11 protein-coding genes and 1 pseudogene are annotated in these 13,407 nt (G+C 43.4%); 2 read left to right on the top strand and 10 right to left on the bottom strand.

The window, feature by feature from the left end:
* The first annotated feature begins 67 nt into the window (after positions 1-67).
* The gene (locus EAL2_RS10080) at positions 68-928 is read left to right on the top strand and encodes a formate/nitrite transporter family protein (protein ID WP_025436262.1); all 861 of its coding nucleotides are present in this window, start codon (positions 68-70) and stop codon (positions 926-928) included.
* Positions 929-1,025: 97 nt separating this feature from the next.
* Here the strand turns inward: EAL2_RS10080 and EAL2_RS10085 are convergent, their stop codons facing one another.
* The 8 genes from EAL2_RS10085 to EAL2_RS10120 all read right to left on the bottom strand — a co-directional run bounded on the left by EAL2_RS10085 (position 1,026) and on the right by EAL2_RS10120 (position 10,705).
* Complete coding sequence (locus EAL2_RS10085) at positions 1,026-3,908, bottom strand: S-layer homology domain-containing protein (protein ID WP_025436263.1); 2,883 nt, start codon at positions 3,906-3,908, stop codon at positions 1,026-1,028.
* A 103-nt stretch (positions 3,909-4,011) separates the two neighbouring features.
* Positions 4,012-4,410, bottom strand: coding sequence for a nucleotidyltransferase substrate binding protein (locus EAL2_RS10090; protein WP_025436264.1), 399 nt, complete (start codon positions 4,408-4,410; stop codon positions 4,012-4,014).
* A complete protein-coding gene (locus tag EAL2_RS10095; RefSeq protein ID WP_242842468.1) occupies positions 4,397-4,735 on the bottom strand; it encodes a nucleotidyltransferase domain-containing protein in 339 nt (112 codons plus the stop codon). Before EAL2_RS10095 ends, EAL2_RS10090 begins: the two co-directional genes overlap by 14 nt.
* Positions 4,736-4,780: 45 nt before the next feature.
* Entirely contained in the window at positions 4,781-5,842 is a 1,062-nt protein-coding gene (locus EAL2_RS10100) for a C1 family peptidase (protein WP_242842515.1), read from the bottom strand.
* Between the two features lie 300 nt (positions 5,843-6,142).
* A complete protein-coding gene (locus EAL2_RS10105; protein WP_025436267.1) occupies positions 6,143-8,908 on the bottom strand; it encodes a leucine-rich repeat domain-containing protein in 2,766 nt (921 codons plus the stop codon).
* Positions 8,909-9,451: 543 nt separating this feature from the next.
* Positions 9,452-9,760, bottom strand: coding sequence for an IS66 family insertion sequence element accessory protein TnpA (tnpA, locus tag EAL2_RS10110; RefSeq protein WP_025436268.1), 309 nt, complete (start codon positions 9,758-9,760; stop codon positions 9,452-9,454).
* A gap of 198 nt (positions 9,761-9,958) precedes the next feature.
* The gene (gene tnpA, locus EAL2_RS10115) at positions 9,959-10,267 is read right to left on the bottom strand and encodes an IS66 family insertion sequence element accessory protein TnpA (RefSeq protein WP_025436268.1); all 309 of its coding nucleotides are present in this window, start codon (positions 10,265-10,267) and stop codon (positions 9,959-9,961) included.
* Between the two features lie 168 nt (positions 10,268-10,435).
* Positions 10,436-10,705, bottom strand: coding sequence for a hypothetical protein (locus tag EAL2_RS10120; RefSeq protein ID WP_025436269.1), 270 nt, complete (start codon positions 10,703-10,705; stop codon positions 10,436-10,438).
* Positions 10,706-10,978: 273 nt separating this feature from the next.
* Here EAL2_RS10120 and EAL2_RS10125 point away from each other — a divergent pair.
* Positions 10,979-11,347, top strand: a pseudogene (locus EAL2_RS10125) (transposase); the annotation flags it as partial.
* 180 nt (positions 11,348-11,527) lie between these two features.
* Here EAL2_RS10125 and EAL2_RS10130 read toward each other — a convergent pair.
* Positions 11,528-12,715 carry a hypothetical protein gene (locus tag EAL2_RS10130; RefSeq protein ID WP_025436270.1) on the bottom strand — a complete coding sequence of 396 codons (1,188 nt, stop codon included), beginning with the start codon at positions 12,713-12,715 and terminating at the stop codon, positions 11,528-11,530.
* A 113-nt stretch (positions 12,716-12,828) separates the two neighbouring features.
* The gene (locus EAL2_RS10135) at positions 12,829-13,227 is read right to left on the bottom strand and encodes a hypothetical protein (protein WP_025436271.1); all 399 of its coding nucleotides are present in this window, start codon (positions 13,225-13,227) and stop codon (positions 12,829-12,831) included.
* Between the last annotated feature and the right edge of the window lie 180 nt (positions 13,228-13,407).

The following is a 13,407-nucleotide window of genomic DNA, read 5'->3' on the forward strand; positions in this document are numbered from 1 at the left end:
AAGAGATCAAGGCTGCAATCCAGATGTTCCGCATCAAAAAAAATTATTTAAAAGGAGTTATCAATTTATGAACAAGAATTATCTGACACCGGCTGAAATAGCCGAGGCGACCATCAACACAGGTATTGCAAAATGCTGCAGACCATTTATTCCAACACTGCTGCTTGCAATACTGGCAGGAGCTTTCATAGCTTTTGCATCGGAAGGTTCAAACATGGCGGCATTCAACCTTTTCGCAAAGCCTGAAACTTACGGCTTGGGAAAAGTGCTTGCAGGATCAATATTCGGAACCGGTCTTATGCTTGTTGTTGTGGCCGGCGGAGAGCTCTTCACTGGTAACACTATGATAATCCTCGGCGTTGCAGACAAAAAGACTGCAATCATAGACATGCTTAAAAACTGGGGAATCGTATATTTAGGAAACTTCATAGGCTCAGTATTTATTGCCTACATGATGGTTCAATCTGGACTTTTCAACAGCGGAGCCAACGTGCTTGGCGGCGTGACAATCAAAATAGCGGCTTACAAAACATCGCTTCCTTTCATGTCGGCTTTTTATCTTGGAATCATGTGTAACTGGCTAGTATGTCTTGCGGTATGGATGGCATACGGCGCTAAGGATATGGTGGGAAAGCTGTTTGCAATATTCTTCCCGATATGGCTGTTCATAACTTCAGGCTTCGAGCACAGCGTTGCAAACATGTACTATATTCCAGCCGGAATAATGGCAAAAGCCAACCCGGACTGGGCAGCGGCTTCTCACCTCGAACCAGCCAAGCTTGAAGCGCTTAACTGGTCAAGCTTCTTCATAAACAACCTTGTACCAGTTACACTAGGCAACATAGTAGGCGGCGCAGGAATGGTTGCTCTTGTTTACTACTTCTCTTTCATAAAGCCAGCAAGAGAGGCCGAGAAGAAGGCGGCTTAGCAGCATAAAAAGCACGAATTTAACAACTTACAAAAGAGAGAGGGACGGTTCTTCTGGCTGCTTGCGCCAAAAGAACCGTCCCTCTCTCTTTGCCGACCTACTGGTTGTCATCTACCCATATTGAATATATCTCGTCAGTATATCTGTTGTACGAGAACTTGACAGCTGTGCCTGTCCTTGCTAGACTTTCAAACAGCTCAACAGGGTCTACCCCCTCGTCCTCTATTTCCATGTAGCCGTCTCGGAATACAAAGTCAATGTCCTCGGCGCATGCAAACGACCTCTCATTGCCGTCTAACTCTATTAAAAGGCACTCCCTTGAAGTTGGGTCCACGCTTACGAGAACGCCCTGGGCGATTTTGGAGTCCGTTTGAGCGCCTAGGTCTTCAAATGCCACAATCTTTCCATCCTCGATGTAGGCTGCAATTATGTCTCCACTGTCAAGGCCCTGTGGGCTGATGCTCCTGCCGCCTCCGAAGCCCACGGCATCGTCGCCTATCCTGTACCTTGTCCCTTCGATGGATATGTAGCGATTGTCTGCAGATGTCACTTCACCCGATACAAACTCCATATCCTCCGCCTCGACTATGTTTATCTTGTCAGAGGAGCCTATCTGGTATGCTATGAGTCTTCCAAAAAGCATCAGATCCTTGTACTCGTCTTCAAGCTTGTAGCTTTTGACTCCCTCGGAGCCGTATTCCTGGAGCTCGACGTATCTGTAGTCCCCAAGGCTGAAGTTGTCCAGGACGTAGCCCACCTTGGTGTCCTCCTTGATACCCTCTATGTTGCTCCAGATGGCCATCATGAGCAGATAGTCGCCGTCCGTATCGGCTATTACCTCCACGTCGCCAACGACCTGTCTGCCTTTGAATTTGTCCCAGTTAAGACGCTTTACCTGGTCGGGATCCTGCTCCGAGTAGTCGAAGAACACCGTGTCAGAATCCACCTTATATGTCTGGCCGCCTATTTCAACGGAATCCTCGGTGAAATCATCGCCGGAGCTTATTATGCTAATGTCATCCGTGTATATTATGTTTTCGGTGAAGTCGTCGCTGAGATTCTTTATGGTGCCCGTGTTTATCTGGGAGTACTTCACTATAGTACCGACATCCACTCTGGCTTTGAGGTATTCGTATTCGTCGGAATCCTCGAAGGCAAACACCCGCTTGGAGCCTGTCTGGGTCAGGAGCTTTATTTCACCCCGCACCGCGTCTCCGTAATCCAGCAGCACGCCGTACTGGTCAATCACAAGGCTGAAGTTGCCTTCTACGTAAACCACGTCACCCGCATGATTCCCATATATTTTGACCTTTTGGTTATAGAATTCATTCAGACTGGACGCTATTGAAGAGATGCTTTCAGACCCGGCTCTTACCCTTTTCCCTCCATTGTAAGAGTATGCAAAGCTTTCTGCAAGCTGGTATGAATCAGGAATGCCCTTTAGCCTGAAGGTTATGCTTTTGCCGTTTGCGCCTCCCGACACCCTCTCGAATGTGCCTTCCGAATTGTTCCTGAACACGTAGACAGGCTTTGAGTTAGCGCTCTCGTTCTCGCTCCCTATCCTTATGACGTCGCCAATCTGAAGGGCCCCGAAATCCGCCTTCTGCACGCCGCTTTCCAAGACCACGTAAAAATCATAGGCCGTCTTGCCGTTTTTTAAAATCAATCTGTCTTCTACTCCGCCCTCTGTGTCAATGCCGGATACGCTGCTTCCTTGGGCGTCCAGACTTTTTATTACAAAATCCCCGGAGTCCCATGATACCAGATTGGCGTACTCCAGCCTGTCCTTTTTCACGACGAAGCTGCCCCAGGCATCCTCCCCCAGAACGCTTTCATAATCATCGGGATCTACAGTCTCGCCGTCAAGCATGACTATAGAGTCTGAATCCACGTCGATATAGCCCTCCTCGCCCTTAAGCCTTATCATGCCGTATGGCTTCTCAGCGTACGCGTTTTCAACCTCATTCATGCCTGCTGACAGGGCCGGGTTGCCTGAGCCGGAGGAACTGGCCCTGGATACGTAAAGTATGTTTTCATCCTTGTCTACGTAAAATTCCACCGTCTCCCCGGGCTGTATGTATATGCCCTCCGGATTCGTGAATATTTGCTTTTCGCCGCTTTTTAATGCGCCGCCTTCAATCTCCGAATCGCTTGTTATCTCAAACTCCATGCTCTGCGCATCCAGGTAGCTCATGGACCTTATAAGCCTTGCGCCCCTTATCTGGTATATGCCCCTCTTTTCCGTCATAAGCATTCTGCCCTCGTTCTGGCCGAAGAGGTATTTTCCGTGAAGGGCGTTTTTGACCATGAGAGCCGCATCTCCCCGGCCGAGAGATGCTGAGTGCTCGCCTTCCGCTCCCGAGAGTATCCCCAACTCTGCGGCCTTGGATATGTAGTTGGCGGGCCAGCTGCCCTGCACATAGGAGTCATTGTAGCCAAAGCATCTTACAAGCATGGCCGCCGCCTGGGCTCTTGTGACGCTCTCGGCGGGCCTGAAGCTTCCATCCTCGAAGCCTCTCGTCATCCCCATGCTTACTGCCATGCTCACATAGTGATGCGACCACCTGTCCCTTTCAACGTCTGTGAATATTTGCTCACCCTTCGAAAGCAGAGCCGCATTTTCGAGTCCCAGCACGCCTACAAGCAGCTTTGCAAACTCCTCCCTTGTTATGCCCTGCTCCGGGTGGAATTTGCCGTCCTCCTTTCCGTTTGCAAGGCCAAGCCCCATGAGAAAATCAGCGGCCTCCTGAGCCTTTGCGCTCACGGCATAAACCGTCTCTTTATTAGCCGGTTCTTCCTGCACTGCCTCTTCCTGGGCCGCAGCCTCCTTAGGCTCATCCAAGGCTGCCTCTTTCTGCTCCGCAGCCGTCTTAGGCGTTTCCGGCGCAGCTTCCTGGCCGTATGACACCTGACCAAAAGTCAGGGCTGTTGTCAATAAGGAGCAAATGGCTGCTCGCTTAATTCTGCTGTTAAGTCTCACTATACCGACCTCCGTTGGACTGCTTGAATATACTAGAATCCGTTGAATCCGCAGATAAAATCTATTGAAAATATGTTGTCTTAATGGCAGTAAACAAGTTTTCTTAATTCATTTTTCTTTCCTGTATCTTAGCCATCAAATCATCTAGCGCAGCAACATACCTCTCTTCTATGTTCAAACATATCTTTTTTGCAACTTCTTCGCTATAAATATGTGTTGTGGAATTTCTATCTTTCAACATTGAAAGCCATAATTCTTCATGCGAAATTATTCCTGCTGAAAAAGCTTCGCGGAAAACAGTCTTGGGAGAATTTAAGCCAATAAGACCCTCCTCTTCAAATATTGACTTGAGAGTTTTCCATGCAAGCTCGAATGTAAATTCAAACCTCTGTATTAGTCCATCCCTCAATAAATCATTTGAATGGTCATATTTTTCAAAACCCTCTTTAAGCTTGCTCAGAGCATTTTTGTAATTTTCAAATTTTTGCCTATAATCGCTCATATATAACAACCCCATCCCTATTTATATTTGAAATAAGCTTGCTATCATTCACATCGTTCATAAATACAATATCGAATTTTAATAATGTATTTATATCTTCAATTTCACTAACAAAACCTCCCTCATTGTTGCAATCGAAGTCGGAAAATGTATATATAGCAATATCTATGTCGCTATTAATTCTATTGTCTCCTCTTGCCCTAGATCCAAAAAGAACTATTTTTCTAATTGGATATCTTTTGGCGATGGCTTCCATATCTCTAATAATTGCATCACTTAAATTGCATTTGATTATATGCTTTTGCTGTATCATTCCAATAATCACCACTTCCGCTATCCAACTATTTGTATTTTCACACCGCTTGTATGTTCATATTATACCACAAGGACTACTTTGAATAACATGGATGCCATCACCCAGCGTGGCTTCGTCTACTTCGTCGCTGAAGGTAATGACCCATTCCTTGTCAGGTGCCGCACTGCTGCTTACTTTCGGGTATATCTCTTCATACAGCGATTCGTCCGGCTTCTCCTGCGAAAGGCTTTCGTTTGCAATGTCCGTGTACACTACCGCCTTTATAATGTTTGAGGAGAATTCCTCGTAGGATACGTAGCTGAAGCCCTGGTCTCCCCATTCGCTTCCCCAGGAATTTATTACTTTAAATGCTCCCGGGCCATCCGAGGTTGCTATGCCATCGTCATATCCTACAACTGTAATGGCATGGCCTGCTCTGGGGCAAACCTCTTTTGTTATTATGCTTGTTCCGTCTGCTTGAATGTCCGGGTTATACCAGTTGTCCCCGACGTATACTCCTGCTACCAGGATATCTCCCGTGTTGAGGTATTCCTTTGTCTTCCTCATTATGTATTCCTTGGAGTCGTACCTGTTGTAGAGAATATGCCAGTCCCGTATTCTGTGGGGATAGGCGGAGCTTATGACATCTGAGGAAGGCTTGGTTCTGTAGTCTCCCTGTATGTATGGAAAATCCTCTAGCGTTGCAGCCCCCACATTCTCCAGCAGTCTTCCAGCATCCTCAAGCGTTGCGCCTGCATCCACGCCGTAATTTATCTGGTTGTATATGAATGTGGGCGAGAACACCCTGCTGGGATAATAATCGATGCCGCTTTTTACGCTCCACTCAAAATCCATTCCCTGCTGATATGTTCTAAGGTAATACCCGACGGCCCACCCTACGCAGCTGTTCTCCCTCTGGCTTCCTGCCGGCGGAAGGTAGGGAGAATCCGAGTGGTCTATGCTCGAAGGGAGTATATCCTCACCTACAAACTCCTCATCCAGGGCTCTTTGAAGCAGCTTGCTTTTTTCTTCTATATAACCCTCATTGAGTCCTGTTTTGTACGGTGTGTCTTCGGCAAATGAAGCACCCGAACTAAGCATTACAAACAAAGCATGTATGGTGAAAAAAATCATCATTCTTTTCAATTGCCATTCCCCCGATACTTCATTCTTGTTTCTCCCTTTATAATATCAGACAAGCTGGCAGCATGCATAGATTTACACTTAAAAGTGACCGCCAATTTGAACTATGCCCACGAAAGCGGACGTTTTACTTGACGATATGCATATAGAAAATGCTCCTCCTCATAGCAAACAGTTTTATTATTTAACTGTCCACTATAAGGGGAGCATGTCACTACTGATTCTCTTTTTTAAATTTGCTAGATCTTAACTCTCTAGAACAATAACTCTTTAACTTGGTGGCAGACACCATTGTTATTGAGCTACTGTGAACACCATTCTTACGGCCTCTGGCAGCGTTTCCCCTTTTTCAGAAAGAATGCCCTCGCCTATGACAATGCTGTATGTTTCGCCGGCGCTGTATGATGACTTTGGAGTAACCAGTAGGGCTTTTTCGTTTTTCGAGTACGTAACGTCTACGTCGACAATGTTGCCTAAGGAGTCCTTTACAGTTACATAATTGTTGTAATTCAACATCTCGTCCAGCCCTTTGCTAAACTGCACTCTCCACACCTTATTTGATGTAATTCCTGTTTTTTTGCCGAGTGACTTTACGTTTATTATTTCGCTGATTTCACTTGGAATCTCTACAACCGGATTATCTTGCAGCTTTACGGATTCCAGGGTCTTAACCTCAAGCAGCGGCGTTATGTCTTCCACCTGGTTCCCTGATATATTCAAGGATTTCATGCCGCTCAAGCCTGCAAGATTAGCTATGTCGTCGATTTTGTTGGCTGACAGATTCAGCGTTTCTATATTCGTGAAGTTCTCTATCCCTTCAATGTTGTTTATGTTGTTCTCTGAAAGGTCCAGATAGCTTAGATTAGGCAGCTTGCCAAGTGTTGCCCCGAGCCTCTCCTGAGCAAGGACTACGCTGTTTTGCATAAAGAAGGATATGAATATGTTCTCTATGTTGTTTCCTCTAAGCTCAAGTCTTTCCAGGTTTTGAAGGTTGTCGACCACCAGGTTCAGGTCGTCTATGTTGTTATAGTTCAGTTTGAGCTCCTCAAGATTTACAAGATACTCAATACCCGAAAGATCGCTTATTTCAAGATTTTCTGCATTTAAAGCAGTTATGCTTTCAAGATCCGTCTTCGTTATTGCCCCTTCGCTTTGGCCCAGCGCATCTCTTATAGCCTGCTCAAGCCCTGGATCTGCAAATTTTATGGCCGATACCGAAGGAACAGTTATGTGCTTTTGTTCAAATGCTCCTGCTACGCCGTCCGATGAAAGCTCAACAGAGTATGCCAGCGTATCTTCCGTTTCTCGCTTTACTGCAGTCACATACCAAGATACCAGCTTTTCCTCGCCTGGAAGCACGTCTCCAACATTGACCTCGCTGCTTCCAGAATACAGGTTGAGACCTTCCGGCAGATTGATTTTTACAACAGTATTAGCCGAAGTCTCCTCTCCTGAATTCACTATATATGCCGTCACTATAAATGGATCTGGCGTATATTCTTCCTTGTCAAGCACAAGCTCACTCGGGGCTGTAACACCAAGGACCATGCCTGAAGCCGCATTAGCGCTGAACTCCGAAAGACCATAGTATGTTACAAAGTCCTTTCTCGCGCCCGGCCCTATAGTTATTGGATTCCAATATACGGCTACTGAGCTGTCCCCTATTTCCTGGTATTCGCTTACTTCGTAGTCCCAAAGAGTATCTGTTATGTCGCCCCATGAGGCAAACTGAACCTTGTCCGGAGCCGTGTTGTATCCGTCTCTTAGAGTTCCCTGGGAAACTATTGTTGGATTTTCTATTGAATCGAATGCCTGCCAGTAAACAGGCACATCAGCTCCAGTATACTCTCTTTCATACAGTACGTTTCCCACGTTGGGAACTTTGAATGGAGCACTGTCATTGTCTCCAAGCATTGTGTCCATCATTATGCGGACGCCCACATCATGGCTTGCACCGTCATTGTTTGTCACTATGTATTTAATCTGCACCACATCTTCCTTTTGTGTGGCGCTGTTTTTCACTATCGAAAGCACCTGCTTTACAGAGACGTCACCCATAGTTTGCTCAGACATGTTTGTAGTTCCTGAGCTTATTGAGCTTTCTGCGTCGGGAGTATACTTGGCATACTCCCCGTCCAGGTTTATAGTTGTAAAAGACGTTCCTGGATATGGATGGCCGAACAGCATCTTCTTGTTGTCGTCATTAGGGTTGCTCGTGCCTTCCCTGGTTCCTATTGTGAATTTCCCGTCGTATTCGTTGACAGCATATTCGATATAGTCATTGCCCTGGGGCTCTACATCTGTATATTCGTAGTCGTCATCATACCAGTCGTCTACGTTTTCTACAATCACGTCATACCAATATTCCTCGGCTGAATATCCTTTGTCAGCGACAGCTATGTAGTAGATTTCATCTGGTGAAAGGCTACATTCATAATCGCATTCTATTCTATTGAAGTTTTCGTCCAGCAGAATGAAATCACAGCCGTATATTTCATACAGGGCTTCCTCACCTACCGAGAACTCGTACATATGCACTTCGCCATCTTGCATGACTCCGTCTGCAACCAGGTCGCTGCCCAGTTCATACATTGTCGGCTGCACCTTTTGAACGCATATGTTGACTTGCGTGTCCGTATCCTGATAATAGTTATCCAGATATATGTAGTAATCCGCATTGCCCTGGAGATATACCATGCTTCCCCAGTCCACATATTCCAGGCTTTCGTCATATGTTTCTACGAATAGGTCCGCATCTTCTGTCAAGCCCAGGTCGATATGATAGAATCCGCTTTCCTGAATATTGATCCTGTAAGTACTATTGCTATACGCCGCTATGATGTCTTCTGTGCTAACACCCACCGCTATATCCTGTGCCGATCCTGTGTCTAAGGAATCGTAGTATTCTCCCAGCTTTTCTTCCGTAGCCTGCGTTTTCTTCAATGCTTTGAGTTTTTCTGCATTCGGATTGTCGTTTGAAGAAGCGAATATGCTGCTTCCAAAACATACAATACAGATAGTGATTGCAAGCAAGTATCTTGCGGCTTTTTTTGCTATCATATGTAGTTCCTCTCCTTATTAAGTTTTTCCGCTCCGTTTATTGATTGTTTTGTAACAATGTTTGTTTGAATTTTACTTTTACATCACCTCCACTGGCATCGACTGGCCTTTTTACTACAATAAATAACTCCACTCCTATAATTTCCGAATGTATAATTTCATATGCAAATGTGAGTGGAATTAATATGTTTCAAGTAATAGAATACCAGAATATTTACCCGAATTCCAGGTTTTGTGAAATAAAATATTATTTTACAAAATTAAATAGCAGGCCGACGGCCTGCTATTTAATTGTCATAATACTTGTATGGCTTTACACTTAAAAGCGACCACAGATTTGAACTATACCCTTGAAAATAGACGTTTTACTCGGCGGTATACACATATAAAATGCTCCTCCTCATAGCAAACAGTTTTAATTTTTAACTGTCCACTACAAGGGGAGCATTTCACTACTGATTCTCTTTTGTTAATTCGCTACATCTTAACTATCATAGAACAATAACTTGTTATCTTGGTGGCAGACACCACTGTTTCACTGTTTTACTTACTAAGGAGCTTGATAAGAAGGGTTTCATCAAAATCTTCGGCTATGGACAGCTTTACATCCTTGAATTCCAATGCAAGGGGAGGGGAGTATTCCTTTGAAATTGAAACACTTGCAAATTCAAATCCGGAAAATCCAGAATCGTTTGAAACCGAGCATTCTGTGTAGGAAAGCTTCCTTATCCAATACCTCAGAGTGCTGATTTTGACATCATTTTTCTCGCACCAGGCTTTTTGAGTGAGATTGCTGGATCTAAACTCGTCTATGCGGCTAACCCAAATTTCTCTGTTGTCGTTTAAGCTCATAAAAAAGAAACACTCCGATTTAACATCTTTGGTGTATTATCTCACTTCAACAATATGGAATCCATGTGGGCTATATTTTACGGACACATAAAAAAAGAGAACCGATCTAGGACCGATTCTCATTTGACTTCAATAACTTGTAAACTTGGTGCCAGGCACCTCTGTTTTTTTGGTGGCAGACACCACTGTTTCACTGTTTTACTTACTAAGGAGCTTGATAAGAAGGGTTTCATCAAAATCTTCGGCTATGGACAGCTTTACATCCTTGAATTCCAATGCAAGGGGAGGGGAGTATTCCTTTGAAATTGAAACACTTGCAAATTCAAATCCGGAAAATCCAGAATCGTTTGAAACCGAGCATTCTGTGTAGGAAAGCTTCCTTATCCAATACCTCAGAGTGCTGATTTTGACATCATTTTTCTCGCACCAGGCTTTTTGAGTGAGATTGCTGGATCTAAACTCGTCTATGCGGCTAACCCAAATTTCTCTGTTGTCGTTTAAGCTCATAAAAAAGAAACACTCCGATTTAACATCTTTGGTGTATTATCTCACTTCAACAATATGGAATCCATGTGGGCTATATTTTACGGACACATAAAAAAAGAGAACCGATCTAGGACCGATTCTCATTTGACTTCAATAACTTGTAAACTTGGTGCCAGGCACCTCTGTTTTTCAATACCCGACGGCCCACCCTACGCAGCTGTTCTCCCTCTGGCTTCCTGCCGGCGGAAGGTAGGGAGAATTCGAGTGGTCTATGCTTGAAGGGAGGATGTCCACGCCTACAAACTCCTCATCCAACGCTCTTTGAAGCAGCTTGCTTTTTTCTTCTATATAACCCTCATTGAGTCCTGTTTTGTACGGTGTGTCTTCGGCAAATGAAGCACCCGAACTAAGCATTACAAACAAAGCATGTATGGTGAAAAAAATCATCATTCTTTTCAATGCCATTCCCCCGATACTTCATTCTTGTTTCTCCCTTTATAATATCAGACAAGCTGGCAGCATGCATAGATTTACACTTAAAAGAGACCACCAATTTGAACTATACCCACAGAAGTGGACGTTTTACTCGATGGTCTACACATAGATAATGCTCCTCCTCATAGCAAACAGTTTTATTATTTAACTGTCCACTATAAGGGGAGCATGTCACTACTGATTCTCCTTTGACTTCAATAACTTGTTATCTTGGTGACAGGCACCACTGTTTGTACTGGTGAGAAAAAGGATGCACATCTGGTAAGTCGTGCTTTTGCAAGCTTTAAAGGCAATTTGAGTCATATCGAGCTGTTCCATACAGATCGGGGCAATGAGTTTAAAAATCAATTGATTGACGATGTCCTTAAAACCTTTAAAATCAAACGTTCGTTGAGCATGAAAGGCTGTCCGTATGATAATGCAGTTGCGGAAGCCACTTTTAAAATATTCAAAACTGAATTTGTCAGGAAAAAACGATTTCGAAACTTATTAGAAGATCTAAATATAGAGCTGTCGAAATATGTAAATTGGTTCAATAACAAAAGAATTCATGGAACACTTGGATATTTAAGTCCGATTGAATATAAATTACAACACCTTAATTAAGTTGTCCAATTAAGTGTTGACAATCCACCAATGATTTCACATAACATTGGTGTCTTTATTTTTAAGTATTCTCAAAATAATGGTTTAGGGAATACTTACATCCGAAAAAAAAGAGAACCGATCTAAGATCGATTCTCTTTTGTCTTCAATAACTTGTGAACTTGGTGCCAGACACCACTATTATTCAGCAGGAAGTTCAGCTATCGCTTCGTCAAGAGTGGCCAGTATGTCTGCTAAGTTAGTGAATCCTTCTGGATATGTACTCATTGCTTTTGTTCTGAATGAGTCTGCTACTGCATTCGTATCATCTTCATCCAGTATGTGGAATGAATCATATCTATATTCAGCGTAGAGAGCCTCACCTATTGCCTCAAATTCTGCCGTTGATAAATATCCCTTAGCATCTTCAACCAGTGAAGTCGGTATATTGTTTAATGCATCTATAACTGCTTGAATTTGGTCTTCCGGAACCGTTTCTTCAAGCGCGCTATTAACTCCAGTTATCCAACTTTCTCTCTCCTCTATTACGTTTAGTAAGCCGTTACAATGAGCATGCCATACAAGGTCACCATTGCCACCAAATCCAAGAGGCTCATGATTTTCGTTTCTTACAGAAAGCACCATCTTTGCTATGGCAAGTTTTTCGGTATTGCTAAGCTCTAAGTATTCATCGTTAAATATATCTTCATCACCTGCATCCAAATTGCCTAATGCTATCTTTGCATTTATAAAAGCTGTAATCCCCGCTTCCATATCTGTCACATTAGCAGCTGCATTTATATCTATTCTTGCGTTTGTAGCATCTACTGCAGCCTGAACCGCCGCTACAGAAGTTGAACCATATGCAATGTCAACGCTGTCCACTACATACGCTGCAGCATTGCTGACTTTAACATTTTGCAATTCAAGAGCTTCAGCTTGAAGTGCTGCAAGTAGTTGTTCCTGTCCTAGAGAATCTGCTCCAGCTAAAACTGTTAAAGCTTCAGCTACTGGACCTTCGTTGTCTTCAACAGGATCTCCATTACCCTCCTGATAAACTGTACTTTCACCATCGGCGTTTATGTACGTTATTTCCGGCCACTGGCCTATTTGCTCCTCTGTTAAAGGTATCTTACCAAATACCGTCCTCCATTGAGCCATTTGGTTAATCTTATAATAGTATGGCCTGTTTCCTTCTGAATCAGGATTAGCATTGGCATATCGCATCGCATCTAATATTTGTGCCTTGTATGACGGATCAAACATAAGTCTTATATTGAATGCCTGATTTCCAATGATCATGGTGTCCTTTGGCACTTCAGCAAATGCAGCACTACCCATAAGCATTGTTGCTGCAGTAGCTAAACAAATAACTTTTTTCAACTTCATATTTAAGTACCTCCTAATAAGTGATTTATCTTAATCTTATTTCTACCCCTATATAAGATCTATAATCACTAGTTTAGGAAATTTCAAACCATTTTTAAAGCCTACTTTACATTTTAGTATATGTCAACAACACTAAAAGATTCATTTACCGCTGTTCCTTCCGCTCCATTACCTGCTTCATAAACAGTAGATTCTCCATCAGAATTTATATACGTTATTTCCGGCCACTGGTCTATTTGTTCCTCCGTTAAGGGCGTCTTGCCGAATACAGTCCTCCATTGAGTCATTTGGTTAATCTTATAATAGTATGGCCTGTTTCCTTCTGAATCAGGATTAGCATTGGCATATCGCATCGCATCTAATATTTGTGCCTTGTATGACGGATCAAACATAAGTCTTATATTGAATGCCTGGTTTCCAATGATCATAGTGTCCTTTGGCACTTCAGCAAATGCTGGTGTTGTTCCAGTTAATAATATCACCGCCACTAAACTTATTGTTTTCTTAAACATTTTGCCACCTCTCTATGATTGATATTTTTTTGCTACCATTTTCATCCTCTGCTAAGTCATATGATACACTATTATGCAGGAAAAATAAACATCTAGATTCAGAAACAAATCAAATGTTCTTTTACACACTCCAACAACGTAAAAAAGGATAACCCCTAAGGATTATCCTTTTTTTATCTT

The organism is Peptoclostridium acidaminophilum DSM 3953 (assembly GCF_000597865.1).
GTDB lineage: Bacteria > Bacillota > Clostridia > Peptostreptococcales > Peptostreptococcaceae > Peptoclostridium_A > Peptoclostridium_A acidaminophilum.

Bases quoted from the DNA above. Each gene is read 5' to 3' on its own strand.
- EAL2_RS10130 (WP_025436270.1), bottom strand. From the start codon at position 12,715: ATGAAGTTGAAAAAAGTTATTTGTTTAGCTACTGCAGCAACAATGCTT.
- tnpA (WP_025436268.1), bottom strand. From the start codon at position 9,760: ATGAGCTTAAACGACAACAGAGAAATTTGGGTTAGCCGCATAGACGAG.
- EAL2_RS10090 (WP_025436264.1), bottom strand. From the start codon at position 4,410: ATGAGCGATTATAGGCAAAAATTTGAAAATTACAAAAATGCTCTGAGC.
- EAL2_RS10135 (WP_025436271.1), bottom strand. From the start codon at position 13,227: ATGTTTAAGAAAACAATAAGTTTAGTGGCGGTGATATTATTAACTGGA.
- EAL2_RS10105 (WP_025436267.1), bottom strand. From the start codon at position 8,908: ATGATAGCAAAAAAAGCCGCAAGATACTTGCTTGCAATCACTATCTGT.
- tnpA (WP_025436268.1), bottom strand. From the start codon at position 10,267: ATGAGCTTAAACGACAACAGAGAAATTTGGGTTAGCCGCATAGACGAG.
- EAL2_RS10080 (WP_025436262.1), top strand. From the start codon at position 68: ATGAACAAGAATTATCTGACACCGGCTGAAATAGCCGAGGCGACCATC.
- EAL2_RS10100 (WP_242842515.1), bottom strand. From the start codon at position 5,842: ATGATGATTTTTTTCACCATACATGCTTTGTTTGTAATGCTTAGTTCG.